This is a genomic window from Streptomyces sp. NPDC104202 (assembly GCF_055584185.1).
Window position 1 is genome coordinate 1 of sequence record NZ_JBVJMN010000018.1, and the last position, 20,758, is coordinate 20,758.

The window sequence follows — 20,758 nt, forward strand, 5'->3', positions numbered from 1 at the left end:
GCGTCCCCCCTTTCCTCCCCCCCCCCCCCCCCCCCCCCCCCCCCCCCCCCCCCCCCCCCCCCCCCCCCCCCCCCCCCCCCCCCCCCCCCCCCCCCCCAGGCCCTAGGGGGCGTGTTGTCGGTCACTCCGGGACCGGGCGGGGTCGGCGGGAGGACCGTCTAGGCGGTCGGCGCGGCGGGGCGGGCGATGCGGAAGAGCACGTTGGGGCGGAGCGGGCCCTCGGGGGCGGCGGGGTCGTCGAAGTCGTCCTCCGGGGCGCGGGTCATGCCGAGGCGGCGCATCACGGCCTGGGAGCGGAGGTTGCCGGCGGTCGTCACGGCGAGGATCTCGGGGAGGCCGAGGACCCCGAAGCCGTGGGCGAGGACGGCGCGCGCGGCCTCGGTGGCGTAGCCCTTCCCCCAGGCCGGGCGGGCCAGCCGCCAGCCGATCTCGACTCCGGTGAAGGGCAGGCCGTCGTCCACCTCGTCCAGGCCGGCGAATCCGGCGAACGCGCCGGTGTCCCGGACCTCGACCGCCCACCATCCGTAGCCCCGGCGGTCGAAGTCGGCCAGGAAGCGCGCCACGGAGGCGTCGCTCTGCTCCCGGGTCAGCGGGTCGCCCAGGTGTTCCCGCACCTCGGGGTCGGCGTTCATCGCCGCCCACGGCGCCAGGTCGGAGTCGCGCCACCGGCGCAGGAGGAGGCGGTCGGTCGTCAGTTCGGTCATGCCGACCAGCCAACGCGAACGGGCCGCCCCGGGCAATCCCGTTTCCCCGCCGGGTCCGGTCGCTCAGGCGTTCGGGGGTGGCGGGCCGAAGAGCTCCACGGCCCGGCGGACGCCGTCCAGCCCCTCCGCGAGCGCGCTGACGGAGCCGACGCAGCCGGCGACGAGCAGCAGCGAGCGGCGCAGCCGCCGGACCTCCGGGGCGCCGCTGAGCGCCATGGCGTCCAGGGCCGCGAGTTCGTCCTCGGCGATGCCCCGGTCCGCGAACTCCACCCGGTGCGCGGCCAGTTCCCGCCGCAGCCGGGACACCGCGGACCGCAGTTCGACGACCCTGGGGTCCACACCCTCGCCGGTCACTCGCCTCTGCCCCACGCTTCGCAACATGGTTCTCCCCCTCGCACGACCCTGTGCGCAGAACTCCGTACGACGCTCACTCCGGACCGGCCGTCCCACTGACCGGCCCCCGTGAGCCGCGGGCCAGTTAACTCCTTCGCCACCCCGACGCGCCACCCTTGGTGGGCGGAATTCAGGCGACCGTGTCATTCCGCGCGATGAGGTATGCAGTTCCCATGAGTACAGCGGAGGATCGTAGGCCCGTCGTCGCCGGACTGCTGCTCGCGGCGGGGGGTGGGCGGCGGCTCGGGGGGCGGCCGAAGGCGCTGCTGACGCATCGCGGCAGGCCGCTGGTCGAGCACGCGGTGGGCGTGCTGCGGGCGGCGGGGTGCGAGGTGGTGCACGTGGTGATCGGGGCCGAGGCGGAGGCGGTGCGGGAGCGCGCGGAGCTGGCGGGGTGCGTGGTCGTGGAGAACCCGGGGTGGGCGTCGGGCATGGGCTCGTCGCTGCGGGTGGGGCTGGCGTCGCTGGAGGCGGACGCGCGGGGTGTGGACGCGGCGCTGGTGCTGCTGGTGGACCAGCCGGGGATCGGCGCGGAGGCGGTGGGGCGGGTGCGGGCGGCGTACGGGTCGCGCGACACGCTCGCGGCGGCGTCGTACGACGGGCACCGCGGGCATCCGGTGCTGTTCGGGGCGGGGCACTGGGCGGGGATCGCCGAGGGGGCGGTCGGCGACCGGGGCGCGCGGGACTATCTGGCGGCGCACCGGGATGCGATCACGCCGGTGGACTGTTCGGATGTGGCCGAGCCCTACGACATCGACACGGAGGCGGATCTGGCCCTTCTGGAGTGAAGCGGGCGGCACCGTGCGCCACGTTGTGTCGATCCGGAGAATCTCGACATCAACAAACCATTGAACTTCCACCATGAGGAAACTAGTATCCACTGTTCAGAAGCGCTGTTTCCCGAAACGGCGCTCGCGGCCGTATCTCGGCGCCTGCGGCACTCCGTGCCGAACCGCGACGCCCGGCGGCCGCCTGGCACCGCCCGTGAAGTCCGCTGAAGGAAGTGACAGTTCATGTCCGCACCAGCGCCGTCCCCCCTGGCCGTCGTCGATGCCGAGCCCCTGCCGCGTCAGGAGGAGGTGCTCACCGAGGCCGCCCTGGCCTTCGTCGCCGAACTGCACCGGCGGTTCACCCCGCGCCGGGACGAGCTCCTCGCCCGCCGGGCGGAGCGCCGCGCCGAGATCGCCCGTACGTCCACGCTGGACTTCCTGCCGGAGACCGCGGCGATCCGCGCCGACGACTCCTGGAGGGTCGCTCCGGCCCCGGCGGCCCTGAACGACCGCCGCGTCGAGATCACCGGCCCGACCGACCGCAAGATGACGATCAACGCGCTCAACTCCGGCGCCAGGGTCTGGCTCGCGGACTTCGAGGACGCCTCGGCGCCGACCTGGGAGAACGTGGTCCTCGGCCAGGTCAACCTGATCGACGCGTACTCCCGGAAGATCGACTTCACGGACCCGAAGTCGGGCAAGTCGTACGCCCTCAAGCCGGCCGGCGAGCTCGCCACGGTCGTCATGCGGCCGCGCGGCTGGCACCTGGAGGAGCGCCACCTCACCTTCGACGGGCGGCCGGTGCCCGGCGCACTCGTCGACTTCGGGCTCTACTTCTTCCACAACGCCCAGCGCCTGATCGACCTCGGCAAGGGCCCGTACTTCTACCTCCCGAAGACCGAGTCGCACCTGGAGGCCCGCCTCTGGAACGACATCTTCGTCTTCGCCCAGGAGTACGTCGGCATCCCGCAGGGCACCGTCCGCGCCACGGTCCTCATCGAGACCATCACGGCCGCGTACGAGATGGAGGAGATCCTCTACGAGCTCCGCGACCACGCCGCCGGCCTCAACGCGGGCCGCTGGGACTACCTCTTCTCCATCGTGAAGAACTTCCGTGACGGCGGCGCCAAGTTCGTCCTGCCGGACCGCAACGCGGTCACGATGACGGCCCCGTTCATGCGCGCGTACACCGAACTCCTCGTCCGCACCTGCCACAAGCGCGGCGCACACGCCATCGGCGGCATGGCGGCCTTCATCCCGTCCCGCCGCGACGCCGAGGTCAACAAGGTCGCCTTCGAGAAGGTCAAGGCCGACAAGGACCGCGAGGCCGGCGACGGCTTCGACGGCTCCTGGGTCGCCCACCCCGACCTGGTCCCGATCGCCATGGCCTCCTTCGACGCCGTCCTCGGCGACAGGCCGAACCAGAAGGACCGCCTCCGCGAGGACGTCTCCGTCGCGGCCGGCGACCTCATCGCCATCGACTCGCTGGACGCCAAGCCCACCTACGACGGCCTGGTCAGCGCCGTCCAGGTCGGCATCCGGTACATCGAGGCGTGGCTGCGCGGCCTCGGCGCCGTCGCCATCTTCAACCTCATGGAGGACGCGGCCACCGCCGAGATCTCCCGCTCCCAGATCTGGCAGTGGATCAACGCCGGCGTGGTCTTCGAGAACGGCCAGAAGGCCACCCCCGAGCTCGCCCGCAAGGTCGCCGCCGAGGAACTGGCCGCCCTCCGCGCCGAGATCGGCGAGGAGGCCTTCGCCGCCGGCAAGTGGCAGCAGGCCCACGACCTCCTCCTCCACGTCTCCCTCGACGCCGACTACGCCGACTTCCTGACGCTCCCCGCCTACGAGCAGCTGGTCGGCTGACCTCGGAGCAGTACGGCTGCCCCGACGGCCCGCACAGCGGTCGGACAGCATTCGAACAGGGCCCCGCCCCCGGTGTCGCACAGCACCGGCGGCGGGGCTCTTCGCGTCCCGTCCAGGCTCCTTACGCAGGTGCGCGGAACGGTGGTGGCGAGGTAGCGTGGGGTCGCTGCCGCCCTTCCTCGGAGGGGTGTACACGACGTGTTCTCTCGGATCGGCCGGTGCCCCGGTTGGGGACTTCCCTGCCAACGATCCGACTCCTCAAGGAGATGCCTGGCATGGAACACGCCAAGCGCAAGCCCGCTCGGTGCCCGTGGTTGCACAGCCTCGCCCTCGGCGTCACCGGCGGCCTGGTAACGGAACTGCTGCTCTGGGCAGGGCGAGTGGCGGCGTCCATCACCGGAATCCGGTAGTGGACGGCGGCGGGCCTTCGGGCCCGCCGCCCCATCCCTTGCACTCGCCTCAGGAATCGAACAGGCCGAGCTGCCTGCTGCCCGAGGCATCCCGCTGCTGCTTCTGCTCGGCGGCGTGCGCCCGGAGCGTACGCGCGAACAGTTGTTCCATGGGCAGGTCCGCCGAGGTAGGCCTCAGCCCCTCCTCGTCGACAGGCGCGACCATCTTCTTCAGATAGCGCTGGGTCTCCGGATCGACCGAATGGATCACGGTCGCGGCGCTGGCGCGCGTCAGCAGCACGTGATACGCGTTCCGGATCCGGCGGGCGAACTCATCGGGCGCCGACGGCAGTCTGGGATCCACGGAGCCGGGTTTCAACCGTCTCCTCAGACCGGTCTCCTCGTCCTTTCCCGAGACCTTGCCCTTCTTGAAATGCCACTCGTCGCCGCGGCGGACCATGTCGTCGCCGAGAATGACCCCGCACCAGTCCCACTCCAGACCCTGGGAGGTGTAGACGCAGCCGACCTGACCGACTCCCCCGGCGTCCACTCCCCACAGCGCAGCAGGCGGTTCACCCTTCGCATAGCGCCTCAGCGTCCCCTTCGCGTTCCAGGGGCGCCTCCATTTCCCGACTCGCACATCGAGCGGCAGCTCACGGGTCTTCTCATCGGGCTCGTTCCACGGCCAGCAGAACCCCGCGACCATGCGGGCGGTGGCCCCGTCACGCTGCTCGTCCCGAACGATTTCCTCGAGTGCCTCCACGCTGTCGGCCACCTCGACGTGCATCAGACCGTCGTATTCCCAGACGTGCGGGGCATGCCCGGAGATGCCGAGAAGATCCAGTACCCACTGGCGGTACCCTTCGCTGCCACCGCAGCGGAACTCCGTATGCAGGTCGTAGATGTCCGGAGTGATGCCGTGACGCTCCGCCGCCTCGATCACGAGTCGACTGGAACCCACTTCTTCACGCCGGAGGGACTGATTCTCGTCCAGCAGAAAGACAGTGACACGAGCCGCCTGGATCAGCTCGTCGACCTGGGGCTGCTTGCCGTGCTTCTCCGGCGGCCAGTACTGAAGCTTGGACACCTCGCGCATGCGGTGGGCTTCGTCGCAGATCAGCAGATCGAGTACGGGTTCAGGTCGTTCGACGAAGCTGAGGAAGTGCGCCAACTGCTCACTGGAGAGAATCCCGTCACGCTGGAACTGCTTGTCCAGCGCGGCGTGAAACGCGATCGAACCCGTGGCATAGCGCGCCGTCAGACCGGCTGCGGTGAAGTGCCTCAGAAGCTGCAGCCCGATGGCGCTCTTCCCCGTCCCCGCTCCTCCACGGATCAGGAACACCGAGTGCTCCGAGCCTCCCTCGCCCGCGGACCGCCCCCTGCCCACCGCCCGTTTCACGTCGCGCCACACGCTGCGCTGCTCACCCCGGAGAGTGAAGGCCGTGTCGACGCCCTCGGACAATGCCATCGCTTCCAGGAGAGGAGCGTTGCGGAGCCCGAGGCGCTTCAGCAGACGTCCCGCCGCCGGCGCACCGCTTTCCAGCTGGAATCTGTCCCGCACCTCTTCCAGGAGATCCAGACGGGTTTCGTCGGTGAAGTAGAAGGCGTGGGAGCCTTTCGGGGTTCCCGCGGCCAACAGAGGCTGGACGGACTCCTCGGTCGCGTTGTGCAGGTAGGTGAGACCCGCGTAGGAGACGCTCAGCCCGTTCATCGACGCATCGGACGCGAAGAAGTCGACGACCTTGGCCACCTGGGAACTGGGATGCCTCTTGGGTCTCCTGTACCCCGGGACGGCGACCTTGTCCGGGTGCGCGGCGGTCTCGACCGATCCCCACCGCTTGAGCTCCACGATGAGCAGGGAATCCTGCCCCGTCTCGGGATGGACTCCCACGAGAATGACGTCTGCCGCGGCCTCGAGCCCCTCCGGCTGGCACTCCACGAACATGTGCAGCTCTCCGTGGCCGGCATCCACCAGCTCTTCCGCAAGCCTGACCAGGCTTTCCCGCCAAGCCTCCTGCTCGGTATCAGAGACCGGCTTCCCCTTGAATCGAACCCAGCGCGCAGCCATGTGCGGCAATAGGCGGTTCCTGCGGTGGAGTTTCAGAAGATGCCGCGCAGAGAGCTGCAGAAGAAGCACGAAGGGGTCCCCCAGGACACGAGAAAGCTCGTGCGGGTGGGGGCGTGTCCCTTGGTGGAAGCCCGTCGGGCCGCGATGACTTCAGTGATCATAGATCGTCGACAACGCCACCTGAACGGTCACAGCCTCGTGCGGGCGATCACTTTGCGTCACTCAAGGTGGCCGTTTCGGGCGGCGCGGTGCAGAACTCACAGGTCCTGGCGAGAGACGCGTCGAGCCCGTATCGCTCAGAAGAGTGCCCGGCACTTTTCCCACTACGGTTTCGACGGTCCGAGAATGTCAGGTGCCGAGGTCGGCCACGAATCGCGTCGGTTCGTCCAACACGGTCTGCGCCCCCACCAGGTCGGAGAAGCGGATCGCAAGGGTCGATTCAGCAAGTCGGGCAGGGAGCGCCTCGCCGAACTTCAGCCCCTTCACCGCCCGCGCATCCACTTCAGGAAGACACAGCTGTCCTGATGCGTCCGAGAGGGCTTGCTTCCACACCTGCGGATCGACGTCTTCCCTGAGACGCACCCAGCAGTCGTTGATGCGCTGTGCCGGGGCGGCCACCCCGCCGAGTGAGGCCGCGAGCGTGGCATTGGCCCGGTGCCCCGCCCAGGTCCACCAGCGTGTGTGACCCCCACTGCCGCGCACGATCAGTGTGCCGCCAGGATGCACTGCCTCGATGAAGTGGTCTCTCGCATCGGCGAGGGATGTCGTCGCTCGTTTGGTGAGCCTCACCGGAGGATCGGCTCCGAGAAGCACCTCACGGACCGCTCGGGTCAATTCGAACGATGTCGCCCGGGCGAATCCGAGTCCACTCCACTTCGCCTTTCCTCCCCCGTCCGTCGGCTCCACGTAACACCGCTTGCGGCGCCAGTCGATGTACGTGACCAACCAGCTACGGCCTGCCAGGAGGAGCTTTCGCGGTCCCTCGACTTCCTCCGTCAACAGATCCGGGTCGGTGCGACCGATCTCCATACGGCCCTGGAGTACGGTGAATTGGGGTGGGGCTGTGAAGACTGCTGTCAGGCCCATGAAGTGTCGATGCCCGAAGCGGCGCTCGGCCTCCGGTCCGATGAACAGCATGTCGCCGTCACGGTCGAGATACCCCTCATCCACAAGGTGCCTCAGAATCGGCTCGGCGGGCTGTCCGAAGGGCCCAAGCCCGTTCCACCAATCCCGCCACGACCGATCGCCGACCTGATGTTCCTGCAGGCAGAGTGCAAGGAGCTGCTGGGCGACGATGTGGCGAGGCTCGGGCGGGGCGATGACCGGTTCGACCCAGCCCCGCGACCACAGCAACAGCATTCCTGCCGCTGACAGCAGTCCGTCTTCCGTGAGAGCCAGGAAGAGGCAGTTGCGCGTCGTGTCCGCCCTCCGCCCCGTTCTACCCAGCCGCTGCAGGAAGGAAGCGACGGTTGCCGGAGCGTCGATTTGGATGACCCGGTCGAGATCACCGACGTCGATGCCGAGCTCCAGCGTGCTGGTGGAGACGATCACGCAGTCCCGTGCCTCTGCGAAGGCCTGCTCAGCGCGTCGCCGTTCATCGACCGACAGCGAGGCATGGGAGAGGAAGGTAGTGATTCCCCGCAGGCGCAGCTTCTCCCCGAGCTCCTCCACAAGACGTCGTGATTCGCAGAAGACGAGCCGCTTCTCTCCATGGTGCAACGAAGAGATCACTCGGGCTGCGTTGTCGACGGAACCTACGTAGTCGAGCTGGATGTCGCCGGGGGGCGTCTGGGTCACCGGGTTCGCGTCGCTCGGATCAGCGATGTGAGGCGCAACCACTCGCGCCGGCCTCTCACTGGCCCCGGATCCTTGAAGCCAGTGGAGAAGTTCCACCGGATTGCCCACGGTGGCCGACAGTCCGACACGCTGGATCGGCCGTCCGACGGACTTCTGCAACCGCTCGAGGAGCGCAAGGAGGTGCCATCCCCGGTCGTCTCCGGCGAAGGCGTGCACTTCGTCGACCACGATGGTCCGTAGCCCGGAGAAGAACGCCTTGTGGTCGACGTTCACGCTGACCAGCATGGCTTCCAACGACTCAGGAGTCGTCAGCAGGACATCGGGCCGGTTGTTCAAGATGCGCTTCCGGTTGCCCGCGGTCACGTCACCGTGCCACAGAGCGGCGGTACGCCCGAGCCACGACGTGTACGTCTCCAGTCGCGGCAACAGATTGTTGAGCAGGGCCTTCAAAGGGCAGACATAAAGGACCGAGGTGCTCTGCCATCGTTCCGCGGTCATCCGTGACAGAAGGGGGAAGGAGGCGGCCTCGGTCTTTCCACCTGCTGTGGGAGCCAGCAGAATCGCGTCCTCGCCGGCCATCAGGGGCTCGATCGCCTCCTCCTGCAGCGGACGGAGACCTCGCCAGCCGAGGGAGTTGACGATGTGGTGTGCCAGAACCGGATCCAGGTCGTCGAGGGCGCTCATGGCAGGTCCAGCTCGATGGCGTCGGCATCGACCTGAGCGGCGTTCCTCTCGACCTCGTTGAGCTCAGCACTGGACACGGTGAGCGCGTAATGCAGGCGCGGATCGAATTCGCCGAACTCATCGACACGGTCGAGTACATCGGCAACAAGTTTGCGCAGGAACAGTCGCGGGGCGACTCCCACCTTCCCGCCAAGGCCACCGGTGACCGCCAAGGCAAGCTCCGCAAGGTACGCGTCGTCGACGCGTTCTTCGATCCGCTCGGGGTTCCGTGCCGCCCCCGCATAGAGGTCGCGGACATTGCGTCCGAGCTCTCCCAGACTCGGCAGGTCGAAGCCCGCAAGGCGTAGCTGCACCGCACGCGGCGAGTCGAAACGCGGGTCGGTGGTGAAGTCGGTGGCGAGGCGTTGAGCCAGCGGGGCAAGCCGCTGGACGCCTTGCTGACCGTCGTAAAACGCCGGCGTGCCCGTGATCACCAGGAACAAGCCGGGAAAGCGCCCGGCGTCGATCTCGTCCAGAAGCTGCCGCAGGGCGTTGAGCCCCTTCTCGCGTACATCGCCTCGCACCCGCTGCAGGGTCTCGATCTCGTCGAGAACCACGAGGAGCCCGGGGTGGCCGCAGTCGCGCAGCACGGTGAGCAGCCCCTGCAGGAAGCCCATGGCGCCGAAATGGTCCAGGTCCCCACGGACCCCCGCAGCTCTGCGTGCCGAGGCCGCTACCGACTTCTGCCCACCCAGCCAGGCGATGAGCGCCTCGGCCGTCGCGCTGTCGCCCGCAGCACGCGCCTCCCGATAGCCGCGCAGGGCCGCCGCGAACGCGGGCGTCGTCCGGGCGACTTCGGCAAGTCGCTGCTCCATCAGTTCGTCGACGGCCGCGGCAAGTGCCTTCTCGTCGTCGTCCGCCACTTCACCGGCGTCGAGGATCTCCTCCTCGAGGGTGTAGAACCACGAGTCGACCACCGCCTTGAGCGCGCTGGGCTGATGGGTGGCTGTGGTGAGCCGTTCCGTGAGGCGCCGGTAGACCGTCTCCAAGCGGTGAAGCGGGGTTTCGGTCTCGGAGATCTGCACTTCCGTGGTGGCCAGCCCCGCGCGCTTGGCCCGCTCGGCGAGCCAGCGGGCGAAGAACGTCTTGCCGGAACCGTACTCACCGCGGATGGCGTGAAATGCGGACCCACCGCGCGCCGCTGTCGCAAGGTCGTCGTCCAGGGCCGCGGCAAAGCGGTCGAGACCGACCGCGAACAGATCTAGCCCCGCTTGCGGCACGGTGCCGCGCCTCAGCGCGTCCACCACTTCGCGGCGGCGGGCCGCGCTGACCTCCGTCACACCGGTCACGGACGCTCCGTTCCGAATTGCTCGTGCAGAAGCGGGACGTTCAGCTCGACGGTCCGCCCCGCGTCCACCAGATTGATCACGCCGTAGCCTTCGACGTTGAGAAGGCGCTGCACCACGGTGACGAAGATTTCGGGGTTCCGCTGTGACCTTCCGGTGGCAGCGGTCGCGGCGGCGGCGACCGCGTCCGGGGTCAGCTTTCCACCGGCCGCGGCGAGCGCGTCGATCACAGCAGCCACCGCCTTGGCGTCCGGGGCTCTGCGGACGAACGCCTTCTGTGCCGTGTATCGCTGGGTCCGCACGACCTTGTCGCCGAGCGTCGGCGTCTCCGATGCCACGTCGTCCGCTGCGAAGAGTCCCTCGCCGGCCTGCGCCTCCTTGGGCTTCCGGCTCCGGCGGCTCACCGAAGCCTCCGGCTCCGCAGCGGCTGCGGTATCGGTGCGAGGTTCCCACCAGGACGGCACGCTCTGTTCGGGCGGCAGAAGGACCCACCCCGACGGCAACAGCTCCTGTGACGGCACCAAGGCGATCACCGGCACGGTCACCTCGGCGATCGACGCCCCACCGTGGTACCCCGCCTTGCGCGGCGTGTACCTGATGTCCTCACGCCATGGCGCCACGATGGAGCCCTCACCTGCCAGGACGCGCGGTCCGCTGAGCTCGACTTCGCCCTCTCCGGCCGTGCCCGTGCGCCAGCGGGCGCTCTGCACGCCCGCTGCCTTGACCGGTCCGCGGCCCGGGGACGAACGGTCGATGACGTGGCCGTGGTCGGAGACGAGCAAGACGGGACGGCCGTAGCCTCGAGCGGCGTTGAGCAGGTCCAGCAAGTGACTGATGTCCTTGAGCCGCCAGGTGGTGCGTTCCCCCTCCTGCCCGTGGTCCAGCGCATCGTCGATGGTGTTCAGTACGACACCCACCACCCCGTCGCCGGCGAGCGCGTCGAGCAGCTCAGGGGCCAGGCGGTGGCCTTCGACCCCGCCGATCCGGCCCTTGTGGAAGAGCGTCCCCGTACGCCGGTGCCGTTGCCACAGAGCTGCGAACCCCTTGCTCTCCGCCGGCTGCTTGCCGCTCGTCGCCGTCCCCGAGAGCAGCGAGGCCCGGCTGATGGTGGTGACCGAGGGCAGCATGGATACGGCCGCCTGCCGCCGTGCGCCTGCCGCCCCTTGCGGTGCGGGGACGATCTCAGTCCAGACACGACGGTCGATCTCGTCCCCGAGCTGCGTCGCTATGGCTGCGCTCATGCCGTCCAGTACGAGCACGAGCGGAGCCGCTGCCATCTTGCCCGCTCCGGCAAGCGGTACAGCGAGGGTGGTGAGCACGTCCTCGATGAGGAGAGCGCCCGCCGGTGCCTGTGTCGAGGCGGTCAGGGCCCAACCCGACAATCGGGCAGCGAACTGCTCGTCGATGGCCGCGCGCCGGGCACGGGCCTTGCCGATGAGCAGGTGGTACGCCTGGCCCACGACTGATTCCCCGAGCGGGTCGCCCTCCGCCAGGACGGCAAGCGCACGGTCGACCCACCCCCATTGCGCAAAGTGTTCGCTGACCCCTTGTCCCACCGATGCCACCACAGGAGCAGGCTCGTCGAGCCATCGCAGGACGCGCACCGCCATGCGTGCGGCATGGCAGCTGGCCGGGTGCAGACGGGCCAGCTGATGGGCCAGGACGTGGTTCAGCGCTGCCTCGGCCTCTTCGGCAGAGGTCGCCAGAGCGGCGGCCAGATCTCTCAAGCGCGCCTTGAGTCCGGAGGGCAGCAGGGGATCGGCTCGCAGAGCCTGTCCGAGTCCGGCTTCGGCAGCGAGTTGGTCGGCTCGGTCGAGTACCGCGTAGACACGCTGCCGCGCCTCGGAGCCCGAAGCGCTGTTGGCCTCGGCCTCGCCGATCCATCGTGCGAGCGCGCCGATCACCGAGGAGGTGAAAGGCGGTAGGTCGTCCACCGAACGCAAGGTCGAACCGAACAGACCTCCGAGTGCGAAGCTCGTCCCGGCCGGAGCTTCCGGCGCGCTCAGCACGGAGCCGAGGACGCCGAGGGCCATGGCGTCCTGCCCCCTGCCGTCCGCGATGAGCGCAAGGAGCGTGGGTGCGGCCGACCCGATCACGCCGCTGAGCCAGTCGGACAGTCCGTCACGCTCCGATGCGGCCAGCTCTCGGAAGCGAGCCGGACCCGCAGTGGTCCGGGACCAGGCCAGCAGTGCATTGGTGTCCAGATCGAGTGCGTGCCCCCCTGCTGCACGACCCAGCCCCAGCCGTTCACCGACGAGTGCCTTCACGGCGGCATCCCGCGTGAGGACGGATCCGTCACGTGGCCAACCGTCGGCGGGTTCGGCCTCGATCAGGGCGTCGAGCAGCCAGGCCTCGCGGACCACACGAGGATCGATGTCGGCGGCTCCGAAGAGCTGCTTGACGATCTCGGCCCGGTCGACCGTGAGACTGCGGCGTCCGACGGCATGGGCACGCAGGTCCCAGCCCAGAGCAGTCGCCGGCACATCGCTCGTCACCACGAGCAGCCTGTCGGGCTCGGACTCGTCCAGGAGCCGCTGCCACGCGTCGACGATTCCCAGAACGGAATCCTGGTCGGTGACCCGCACCGGGCGCTGCCGACCGTCGATCCGGGCCGTGAAGTCGGTGGGGGCCGCGCTGTCGTATCGGGCGTGGACCAACAGGAGACGGCGGTCCTTGGCCCGCCGCAGCTCCGTCTCGAGGAGTGCTTCGACGATTCTGCGGTCGATGAGCGGCCGCACCGCCATCAGGACTGCGCCTCGGCGCCTGCGGATCCGCTCTCCTCCGGCGGCACTACCTGCCAGGTGATCTCGACTGCCATCCCGGGGTTGGCGGCGGAGTAGGCGAGGATCTCGTCCCAGAGGTTGTCCATCGCCTTGCTCAGGGCGTTCTCCATGTGGCTCGGCTGCAGGCGTACGGTCCGGGAGCCCGCCGCACCCCCCGTGGCCACGGAGGCGCCGGACCCCGGCGTCGAGCGTGTGGACGATACGGGCGGTGTGCCGTGCTGGGTGAGGCGGACATCGTCCGGCGTCGGCTCGACAGGGGGCAGCGGTGCTACCGGTTCCGCCACCTGAGCCAGCCGAGCGGCGTCCTTGACCAGGGCGACGGCCTTGCTGCGGATGGAGTCCAGGACCGGGACCAGCGAGCGTTCGAATTCACTCGCGGTGGCGGCCTCGGCGATCTCCCCGATCAACCGCTCGGCCCGCTCGCCGACGTTGTCCCGTCGCCCGGCGAAGCCACGGACGCTGTCGAGAAGCTGCCAGTCGGCGTCGTCGAGCGCCTTGAGCACCTCGGGGGCGGACGTGATGGCCGTGGCCAGCACCGCGTCCGATGTGGCATACGAGACACCGGCCAGTTCCCTGACCGTCGCGGTCGCTTCGTGGTGACGCCCCAGGCGAGCGAGGAGGTCCGCGGCGTCCTTCGCGGACGACGCCCGTGCGCTGGTGTCCAACTCCAGCCCCAGTGCCTCTGCATGTCGGTTCAGAGACGTCCGGACCCCGTTGACCGCCTGCTCGTACTGGCTGATCTTTTCCCGTACGCCGGTGTGAAGCTTGTTCACGTTCCGCGCGAAGAGGGTGGGCTGGACCGCCACTCCGAAGATCTTGGCAGCCCTTTCCCTGGCGGTCGTGTACTCCTCGTCCGTGGGCAGCTGCTGTGCGCGCAGGCCATGGCCCGCCCCCATGTCGTTCAGGTCGGGCGCCTGGGGCAGGGGGCTGCCACCGTGGAAGATCCAGGCACGGTCGTCGAGAAGCGCGTAGGTGGCGATGATCAGACTGCTGACGTTCTTGTCGAGGCCGGTCCAGCCGTGGTCCTTGGCGATCCACTCGCGGATCTCCTCGACGGACAGATCCTCAGTGCCGGGACGGTGCTGGTGGGCGGCCTGGTTGATCCGTGCGCGCCAGTCGTTGCGGAGGACCAACGGACCGTCGTGGACCTGGCCGAGCTCGAGCGGCTCGACGATCTTCTTGACGGTCTTGAGGTGGTGGCTGTCGACCTCGATGCGGCGGCCGCCGTCGTCCATGGCCCGGGTGATCCAGGTGAGCGCGGTCTTCAGCTCGGCGGGGGTGACGGCCTTGCGGTCGCCGGCCCGGTCGAAGTCGGGGTGCTTGGGATAGAGGGCTCCGAACACTCCGTCGGCCAGGTGCTGCAGGTTGTCCATGAAGGACTTGCCGCCCTGCAGCTGGGGCCGGCTGTACTCGGGCAGCAGCGAGAGGATGTGCTTCCCTTCGCTGACTTCCGCGGACACGCTGTTCTCGTCGACCTTGGCGATGCCGTACAGCTGCGCGAGCGTGGCGGTCAGCTGCGAGGTCAGGGTGTCGCGTTGGGCGGCCAGCTGATGGCGGACGCGGACGCGGTCGTCGGAGGCGAGGTGTCCTGCGTAGTCGTCGAGGCGGTCGCGCTCAAGGAGGTAGTTGATTTTGATGAGGCGGCCCAGCTGGGCGTTCTTCTGCTCGGAGAAGAACGACGGCAGCCAGACGAGGGTCGGCGCCATGAGCCCTTCGGAGCGCAGCAGCTCGACCCGCTGCGCGTCGTCGTTGGGGAAGTGCTGACCGTCGTCGAAGGGGTAGTCGAGGATGAACCGCACCCGACCGTCCACGCCGGGGCGGAACTGCTCGGCGGGCAGCTGCGTGGTGTCGCGGACGTTCTCGAAGATGAACTCGGCAGTCCGCCTGCTGCCCTTCCAGACGATGTCGTGCTCGCAGACGAAGGCGCCGGTGTCCTTCAGCCCGAGCGCCTTCCAGAGCTGGTCCTTGACCCAGATGCGGCGGGCTCCCGTGCGGTCCTCGTCGGCCACCATGTCGAGCAGCGGCTCGATGTCCAGATCGGACAGGTGGAGGGTGAACACGGGATCCTGGTCGCCGTCGGCCCGGATCTCGCCGAACTCGGCCTGCAGTTCCCGCAGTCGCGTCACGACCAGCGAGCCCGGAGCGACGGTGCGGGAGCGGATGGAGCCGTGGTTCAGCGCGGCGATCCGACCGCCGGTGAGCCGCTTGAGAGCGGGTACGTCGGGGGCGAGCGCGGCGAGCAGCAGAGTCTTGACGAACCGGTCGTCGGCGATGAACTTCTCGTTCTCCTCCGATCCGTACTTCTCCAGCAGGTGGGCCCGCACCTTGGTGTGGAAGGTGTGCGCGGCCTCCGCCTCGTTCTTGAGGCGGTCGGTGAACGCCTCTCCGGTGCCGTCGGAGAGCACGTCCCACAGGTCGCCGAGGGGGATCAGTTCCCCCAGCTTGAAGTCGGCACGCCGGCGCCGCAGCATCTCCTGCAGCAGCTTGAGACCCGTCCGCTCGCGCTGGAGCGCGCCGGACAGTGCCACGAGGACGTTGAGGAGCGCGGGCGAGAGGGGGTAGACGGCCCGGAAGTCCGCCCAGTCGGCTTGGGTGGCGCCGTGCGCGTCGAGCAGGACGTCCTTGACCTGCGAGCTGGTGGACTCGATGGCTCCGAACGCCCCGTCCAGAGCCGCCCGGGCCTGCTCGTCCTTGGGCTTGAGGATGCGCTCCTTGATGATCTCCGGGAGGTTGCGGTCCTCGAGACTCACGACGTCGAAGCGACCGGCCAGATACTCGACCTGCTGCTCCAGGTTCTTCACGTCGGCACCGACGACGTCCGCGCCGACGAGCTGCGAAAGGTCACGTTGACGGGAGATGAAGGACACGATGGGAACGGGACGGGCGCTGTCACCGGACTCGATCAGCTTGACCAGCTTGCTGACCTCGGAGTTCACCTTCTCCCGGTTCGACATGTGCGCCTGGAGCCACAGGATCAGCTCGTCGAGGAAGAGGACGAGGCCGTCGTACCCGAGGGACTTCGCGTGCCGGCTGATGACGGCGAGACCGTTCTCCAGCGGCAGGAACGCCTGGGCGTCGCCTCGGGCGCCCTCCGCGTAGGAGGACATCGGCCCGGTCAGCAGCGCCGACACCAGCCGGTCGCGCCGGGCGTCGCCCGCGGGGGCGGCAAAGGCCGCGTCCAGCTCACCGGAGGTCCAGGCCGCGCCCGAGCCGTCGATCACATCGAGATCGTCGAGGTCACCGTCCGAGCTGCCGGAAGCCGTACCGGCGGAAGGAAGCAGTGCCACGAAAGCGTCGTGGCCGATGCTGTTCCGGAGCTTCGCCGCGTCGGCGAGCATCGAGTCGGCACGGTAGACGGCGGGGGTGGGGGCGCCCGGGTGCAGGCGCCGCACCTCGGCGACGTACCCGCCGAGCAGGGCCGAGTCCAGGTCGGTGGAGCCGACGAGGTGGTACGGCACCATCAGGAACCGCTTGCCCCGAAGCCACTCGTCGTGTTCGGCGATGACTTCCTGGAGCCGGGGCTTGGAGCGTGCCGACGGCTCGTTGTTGAGGACGGCGTGGAGGACGGTCAGGAAGTGGCTCTTACCCGAACCGAAGGAGCCGTGGAGGTAGGCGGCGTGGGAGTTCCCGCCCCGGACGGAGGCGCGGACGATGCCGAGGGCCTTGCCGAAGGCAAGCTTCAGCTGGTCGGTGACCACGTATTCCGCGACCCTGGCGGCGGTCTCGGTGAAGCCTCCGGTGAGCTCCACCTTGAAATCGCCGGCGTGGACGTCTTCCTTGATGTCGATGACATCCCGCAGGAAGAGCTCATTCGTGGACATCGGTGGCTCTCGTTCCCTCACTCGGCGGTTCACATGGTCCGCGCAGCGCGCTCGTCCCCCTATCTTGCCAGCTCGCAGGGGCTCTCAGCGGGGGCATGGGAACTTCCGTGACAGCCAGTCGATCATCACCGGCCCTTGGCCGTGTACAGAGGAAGAGGCTCCGCCGGCGACCAGGTGAAGGTGCGGTCGTCCTCGAGGTGCGCCTCCCCCCAGTGAATGGAGTGGATGCCCTCACCTCGGCTGGCGGTGAAGAAGACCGAGACCAGTTTGGTGCTGCGTCCGAGCTCCTCGAACGCCTCGTGGATCTTGTCGTACTCCGGGGTGGTCGCAACCTCTTCCAGCGGAAACAGCCCTTCCTTCGGCTCGGGACCGTGCGCTGTCAGCAGCCGCTTCCGCTGGGCGGAAACGTCGGCACGCAGGCGGGCACGATCGAGAGGTACCGGCCGGTCGGAATACTTGAAGGGGAAGAGGGCCCATCCGTTGAGGACGGCGAAGTCGTAGCCACGCAGCTCACGGACCGATCCTCCGAGGGCGCGGGCTTCGTCGGCAAGCTCTTCCAGTACGGCCTCTGCCAGGACGTGCCCGTACGGCCCGCGCTTCTTGAGATCGGCCTGGTCGTGCACGACCCTCGCCCGCTGATGAGCACGCGCCAGCCGTCTCGGAATCCCTGCGACGAGCCCGCTCGCCTGTTCTCCGAAGCGCTCCCGCGCCCAACGCGACGGCGCCGCGGCGACTCCGCCGTCCTCTGTGCCCCCACTCACGGCTGCCCCCCTGCCCTCGACCCCTCTCCCTTGTCTGACAGAGGGATACGAGGAGGGCAAGGGCGCGATTTCAGCCTCGAGGCAGGAGCCGCGGCGCAGGTGCCGCGGACCTGTTGTTCCTACCGGTCGGTCTCCGAAGGCTTCGGACCGTCACCGGGGTCGCCCTCGCCCTTGGGAGGCTGCGACGACCGTCCCGGCTCGACGAACGTCTCCAGAAGTATCGGCACGGCCTCGTCCGGGATCCGGAACCCGGTGGCCCATGAGGGCTCCGTGGGCGAACCGTAGATGGTGTGGAGCAGGAAGGACTCCTCGCCCGTCAGCAGCCCCTGGTCCTCCAGCTCCCTCGCCACGGTGCTGATGGGTCGGGTGAAGCCCTTGAGCCGCCGGTCGTCGGGATATCCCGCCAGGTCGTACACGGTGGCCCTGTCCACGAAGCCGCCGTTCGCCGCGGCGGCGATGATCACCTTGGCGTGTGCCGGGTAGCGCACCCGCAGGTGCTCGACGAAGATTCCAAGAGACTGTCGGGTCCAGCCGGTCTCGGCCGTCGTCTCTTCGCGGTCCGCCTCCCGGAGCTGCTCCAGGTCGTCGACGGAGTCCTTGTCGACGTCGAGGCCCTCGAGCAGTTCCTCTGCCCACTTGAGCAGGTCGGCGGGGGTCAGCATGTAGAGCTGCACACCGGCGTGCTCACGCAGCTCCACCACCAGCTCGGCTCGAGGGCGGGCGGAGATGTCGCCGTCCTTCGGGTGCCACCAGTCCTTCTTGACGTCACCGGTGACGAGCAGGACGTCGCCTTCGCGGTTCCGGGCCTCCTTGAGGAGCTGCACCCAGAGGAGGTAGTCGCCGGCCGCGCGCTCCGGCGACTTCGTCTTGAAGTCCTCGTACCCGGGCGGGATCTCCTCGTCCGCTCGCTTCTGCGCCGCCTGGACCGCCTTGTCGTACTCGTCGGTCGGCAGCGGCTCCCCGATGCGGCCTTGCAGGAGCGGCTCCAATTCGGCCAGTACGGGGTCGCTGTGCGTCTCGGCCGTTCCCAGGAGGGCATCCCGCTCGGCCTGCGCGTCGATGATCTCGCGTAGTCCGTCGATCGCCTCGGCGAGCGTCTTGAGCCCGTCGTCGATGCGTAGGGTGACGCCCTCGTCCTGCTTGAGACGTACATCCTTCACCCACCGGTCGACGGCGTCGTGCGCCGACCTGCGCGCCTTGTCGAGAGCGAGAGAAGTCTCCTTGGCCCGTGTGCTGTGATGATGGCGGATCGACCTGAGCTCGCGATTGCGCCAGAACTCGGTGAGCACCTGGTGCGGGACCCAGAGCCGGTCGCGGAGCTTGGAGAGGACGGCGAAGGTGTCCTGCCGGGTGCGGGCGTTGGAGCGGTAGAGGTTGAGCAGCACGTTGGTGTCGAGGACGATCGTCCCTGACTGGAAGACCCGCTCGTAGTCGCTCTTGAGCGGGGTGCGATGGGCCCCGTCACAGTCAAAGATCCCGCGACCGGTGGTCTGGCCTTCCGGGCTGTCCTTGTACCCCATACTGCTGTGCGCTTCCCCTCGTTGGCCCGGTACATGCCTCGGGCATGGGAGGGATGGTTCCAGGATCGGCCGTGCTGCGGGAGTGACGTCTCGGCCAATCTCGCCTGGGCCGGAGTCGGATCACGGAGGTGTGGAGTGTCAGGTATGCGACGGGTGCCTCGGCGTGCAACGGGCAGGACGGGCAGGGCGATTCCGGCTCAGCGGGGTGGCGATGGCTCCGGTGGCCGCCAGGACAGCGTGGACCCGGCGCCCTCGCCACTGCCGGTCGAGCCGTTCAACCGGCGGGTCGAGTTACTCGTCGCGGTGGTCGACAGCACGGAGGAGTCGGAGCTGTCGACGCAGCTGTTGGAGGGGCGGGGGTGGTCGGTACGGCCGTGGGTTCCCGGTGACGAAGAGGGAGACGCTCTGGGGAGCGGACGCCGGGGACTGCTGGTGGAAGTACGCCTGCACGGGGCACGGTTCGGCGCGGTGCAGGCGGCGGTCTCGGAGATCGAAGGGCTGGCGCGACGACATCAGGCGGGGATGTGGGTGGTGGATGCGGCGCTGATCGAGCACGAGCTGTCCGTGGACCACCGGACGGAGCTGCATGCCTACCGCGGGCGTCGGGAGACACTGGCCGGACCCTCGGTGCGGCAGGACTTCAGAAGCCGCATCTTTGCCTGGCGTGAGCTGTTGGGCTTGGTGACAAGTGTCCGGATCATCAAGCAGGACGGCCGGCCGCCTGTCGAGGTAGTAGCTGAGCTGCTGGCGCGCGGAGCCCTCACTCGTCGCCCTTACGACCCGGGGATTCTCCACCTGCGTATCCCCGCGGGAATGGAAGGCAGGAATCCTGAGGATGCCCCGGCTGAGCCCTTCACCCTCTGGCCTGCTGCGCTGCTCCTTTCGGCCTACATCATGGCGGGAGTGGCATGCGGGTACGCGGCCGCCCTTTCAGAAGGACTGCTCGTCCTGCTTCCAATCCTCCTAGCAGGCACGCTGGTGTGGCCGGTAGGGACGAAAATTGCCTCCCATCGCGAGCCCGGGGCTCGAATCGTCCCACTGCTAAAGGGCTCACTCTTCGTGGCCGCTTCGATCCTGCTAGGGATGCAGGTCCCGGGCATCGTGGCGTTTACACCCTCCGCAGAGACGGTCGCATGGGCTGCCCTCACCGTGGTTCTCGTTCCCCCGGTGTCGTACGGGCTCAGGTACGCCTTCGTGCACTCCTGGTTCAGCCGCAACGCCAACTGGGCGGTGCCCGCTCTGATCCCCGCGCTCGGGCTCGCCCTCCCCTGGTTCGGAGGCTTGATGCACACGGTCTACCTGCAGCGCGCGTTTGATCTTCCGTCAGAAGCCGCATCCGTGTCCGTGTACTGGTCCTACGCGGCATCACTCGTGCCGATCGGCGCCGCAGCCCTGGGTGTCACGGTTGTTCTGGCGCTCGCCGGGTGGGCCCGCCATTTCCACCTGATTCGGGTGCGCGGCATGGAGCGAGCGGGACTCGCCCTGATGACCCTCTTCGTCGTGGGCATGACCCTGTTGACCGGAATCGCCGTTGCTCAGATCGACTCGTCCCGGGCTCGGGAGGCGGTGGCGTCCGGCCGCGATCCGGCTCGGTACTACGGGATCCAGGGCAGCCTCGTCTGCGTGAAGCCGCTGAGCGAGGACATCGCGGTCTTCAACGGGCCGCTTGCCTCCACTCGCCCGCTGCTGACGTTCGGCCCGTCCGGCGACCGAATCTGGCTGTGGGATCCACGGCGGGGCAAGCCCCTTTCCGTGCGTCTGGAGGATGTGGCGGTGACGGAGAAGACGTCTCGAGCGTGCAGCTGAGGCAGTCTCTGGGGCCCGGGACGGGTAGAGCGCGTGGTGTACGCCCTCCACCGGTCCCGAGACCGAGTCAC

13 protein-coding genes are annotated in these 20,758 nt (G+C 68.7%); 4 read left to right on the top strand and 9 right to left on the bottom strand.

Annotated elements, in window-relative coordinates; genetic code table 11:
• Positions 1–158: 158 nt before the first annotated feature.
• Both ACZ60W_RS14520 and ACZ60W_RS14525 read right to left on the bottom strand, forming a co-directional pair.
• Positions 159–704: a GNAT family N-acetyltransferase gene (locus ACZ60W_RS14520; RefSeq protein WP_469755646.1), complete on the bottom strand. Its 546-nt coding sequence runs from the start codon at positions 702–704 to the stop codon at positions 159–161.
• A 63-nt stretch (positions 705–767) separates the two neighbouring features.
• The gene (locus ACZ60W_RS14525; RefSeq protein ID WP_469755647.1) at positions 768–1,085 is read right to left on the bottom strand and encodes a DUF5955 family protein; all 318 of its coding nucleotides are present in this window, start codon (positions 1,083–1,085) and stop codon (positions 768–770) included.
• A 185-nt stretch (positions 1,086–1,270) separates the two neighbouring features.
• Here ACZ60W_RS14525 and ACZ60W_RS14530 point away from each other — a divergent pair, with 185 nt between their 5' ends.
• The 3 genes from ACZ60W_RS14530 (at position 1,271) to ACZ60W_RS14540 (ending at position 4,143) form a co-directional block, all read left to right on the top strand.
• Entirely contained in the window at positions 1,271–1,885 is a 615-nt protein-coding gene (locus ACZ60W_RS14530; RefSeq protein ID WP_469755648.1) for a nucleotidyltransferase family protein, read from the top strand.
• A 225-nt stretch (positions 1,886–2,110) separates the two neighbouring features.
• Positions 2,111–3,733, top strand: coding sequence for a malate synthase A (aceB, locus tag ACZ60W_RS14535; protein ID WP_469755649.1), 1,623 nt, complete (start codon positions 2,111–2,113; stop codon positions 3,731–3,733).
• Positions 3,734–4,008: 275 nt separating this feature from the next.
• On the top strand, positions 4,009–4,143 hold the full coding sequence (locus ACZ60W_RS14540; RefSeq protein ID WP_469755650.1) for a hypothetical protein: 135 nt from the start codon (positions 4,009–4,011) through the stop codon (positions 4,141–4,143).
• Between the two features lie 49 nt (positions 4,144–4,192).
• Here the strand turns inward: ACZ60W_RS14540 and ACZ60W_RS14545 are convergent, their stop codons facing one another.
• The 7 genes from ACZ60W_RS14545 to ACZ60W_RS14575 all read right to left on the bottom strand — a co-directional run bounded on the left by ACZ60W_RS14545 (position 4,193) and on the right by ACZ60W_RS14575 (position 18,881).
• On the bottom strand, positions 4,193–6,259 hold the full coding sequence (locus tag ACZ60W_RS14545; RefSeq protein WP_469755651.1) for a DUF2075 domain-containing protein: 2,067 nt from the start codon (positions 6,257–6,259) through the stop codon (positions 4,193–4,195).
• A gap of 279 nt (positions 6,260–6,538) precedes the next feature.
• Entirely contained in the window at positions 6,539–8,671 is a 2,133-nt protein-coding gene (locus tag ACZ60W_RS14550; protein WP_469755652.1) for a DEAD/DEAH box helicase, read from the bottom strand.
• Positions 8,668–9,999: a BREX system ATP-binding protein BrxD gene (gene brxD / locus ACZ60W_RS14555; protein WP_469755653.1), complete on the bottom strand. Its 1,332-nt coding sequence runs from the start codon at positions 9,997–9,999 to the stop codon at positions 8,668–8,670. Before brxD ends, ACZ60W_RS14550 begins: the two co-directional genes overlap by 4 nt.
• On the bottom strand, positions 9,996–12,740 hold the full coding sequence (pglZ, locus tag ACZ60W_RS14560; RefSeq protein ID WP_469755654.1) for a BREX-2 system phosphatase PglZ: 2,745 nt from the start codon (positions 12,738–12,740) through the stop codon (positions 9,996–9,998). The genes brxD and pglZ overlap by 4 nt, the downstream gene beginning before the upstream one ends.
• A complete protein-coding gene (locus ACZ60W_RS14565; RefSeq protein WP_469755655.1) occupies positions 12,740–16,600 on the bottom strand; it encodes a BREX-2 system ATPase PglY family protein in 3,861 nt (1,286 codons plus the stop codon). The genes pglZ and ACZ60W_RS14565 overlap by 1 nt, the downstream gene beginning before the upstream one ends.
• Positions 16,601–16,725: 125 nt before the next feature.
• Positions 16,726–17,223 (bottom strand): hypothetical protein, encoded by a 498-nt coding sequence (locus ACZ60W_RS14570; RefSeq protein WP_469755656.1) that lies wholly within the window; start codon positions 17,221–17,223, stop codon positions 16,726–16,728.
• Positions 17,224–17,480: 257 nt separating this feature from the next.
• On the bottom strand, positions 17,481–18,881 hold the full coding sequence (locus ACZ60W_RS14575; RefSeq protein ID WP_469755657.1) for a PIN-like domain-containing protein: 1,401 nt from the start codon (positions 18,879–18,881) through the stop codon (positions 17,481–17,483).
• A gap of 237 nt (positions 18,882–19,118) precedes the next feature.
• Here ACZ60W_RS14575 and ACZ60W_RS14580 point away from each other — a divergent pair, with 237 nt between their 5' ends.
• Positions 19,119–20,687, top strand: a complete 1,569-nt coding sequence (locus tag ACZ60W_RS14580; RefSeq protein WP_469755658.1) for a hypothetical protein — start codon at positions 19,119–19,121, stop codon at positions 20,685–20,687.
• Positions 20,688–20,758 lie beyond the last annotated feature (71 nt).

What these genes read in the sequence shown, in the direction of transcription:
- ACZ60W_RS14550 (WP_469755652.1), bottom strand. Translation starts at nt 8,671, where the DNA reads ATGAGCGCCCTCGACGACCTGGATCCGGTTCTGGCACACCACATCGTC.
- pglZ (WP_469755654.1), bottom strand. Translation starts at nt 12,740, where the DNA reads ATGGCGGTGCGGCCGCTCATCGACCGCAGAATCGTCGAAGCACTCCTC.
- ACZ60W_RS14520 (WP_469755646.1), bottom strand. Translation starts at nt 704, where the DNA reads ATGACCGAACTGACGACCGACCGCCTCCTCCTGCGCCGGTGGCGCGAC.
- ACZ60W_RS14575 (WP_469755657.1), bottom strand. Translation starts at nt 18,881, where the DNA reads ATGGGGTACAAGGACAGCCCGGAAGGCCAGACCACCGGTCGCGGGATC.
- ACZ60W_RS14525 (WP_469755647.1), bottom strand. Translation starts at nt 1,085, where the DNA reads ATGTTGCGAAGCGTGGGGCAGAGGCGAGTGACCGGCGAGGGTGTGGAC.
- aceB (WP_469755649.1), top strand. Translation starts at nt 2,111, where the DNA reads ATGTCCGCACCAGCGCCGTCCCCCCTGGCCGTCGTCGATGCCGAGCCC.
- ACZ60W_RS14540 (WP_469755650.1), top strand. Translation starts at nt 4,009, where the DNA reads ATGGAACACGCCAAGCGCAAGCCCGCTCGGTGCCCGTGGTTGCACAGC.
- ACZ60W_RS14565 (WP_469755655.1), bottom strand. Translation starts at nt 16,600, where the DNA reads ATGTCCACGAATGAGCTCTTCCTGCGGGATGTCATCGACATCAAGGAA.
- ACZ60W_RS14530 (WP_469755648.1), top strand. Translation starts at nt 1,271, where the DNA reads ATGAGTACAGCGGAGGATCGTAGGCCCGTCGTCGCCGGACTGCTGCTC.